The organism is Streptomyces mauvecolor (assembly GCF_039532965.1).
GTDB classification, from domain to species: Bacteria; Actinomycetota; Actinomycetes; order Streptomycetales; family Streptomycetaceae; genus Streptomyces; species Streptomyces violascens.
Map to the genome: position 1 here is coordinate 1 of NZ_BAAASQ010000036.1, position 663 is coordinate 663.

General features: G+C 63.2%; 1 rRNA gene and 1 pseudogene. One reads left to right on the forward strand and one right to left on the reverse strand.

The features are described from left to right. Positions 1–124 precede the first annotated feature (124 nt). A 5S ribosomal RNA gene (gene rrf, locus ABD346_RS33915) occupies positions 125–241 on the forward strand. Between the two features lie 124 nt (positions 242–365). Here the strand turns inward: rrf and ABD346_RS33920 are convergent. Further along, positions 366–663: pseudogene (locus tag ABD346_RS33920) on the reverse strand (hypothetical protein); the annotation flags it as partial.

Sequence of the window (663 nt, forward strand, 5' to 3'; positions counted from 1 at the left end):
AGGCCGAGGGCTTGTCCTCAGTTGCTCGCGTCCACTGTGTTTGTTCTGAAGCAACGAACAGTTGCTGGTTGAGCAGAACCCACTTAATTGAAAAGTGTGCTTGTTCGCTCGAAACCGATAGGGTTTCGGTGGTCATAGCGTTAGGGAAACGCCCGGTTACATTCCGAACCCGGAAGCTAAGCCTTTCAGCGCCGATGGTACTGCAGGGGGGACCCTGTGGGAGAGTAGGACGCCGCCGAACAATATTTCAGGACCCTTGGTCCCAGCGTTCACGCTGGGACCAAGGGTCCTTTTGTTTTTCCGCTTTGCTTTGCCGAAGCGCGTCGGGCAGCCGACTGCGCGAGAATGACTGCAGTACCCGAAGACTAGGAGTCACGATGTCCACCAACTCTCCCGACGATCGTCCGGAGCGCGAGCCGCGCCGTCAGGACGGTGGCGACCGGGGCGGCTACCGCGGTGGTCGAGACGACCGCGGTCCGCGTCGTGACAACGACCGGGGTGGTTACGGCGGGCGTCGTGACGACAGCCGTGGTGGCTCCTCCGGCGGCGGTTACCCCCGCCGTGACGACCGTGGTGGCCGCCCCGCCGGTGGTGGCGGCTCGTACGGGCGTCGTGATGATCGTCCGGCTCCGCGTCGTGATGACGACCGTGGTGGGTTCCGTC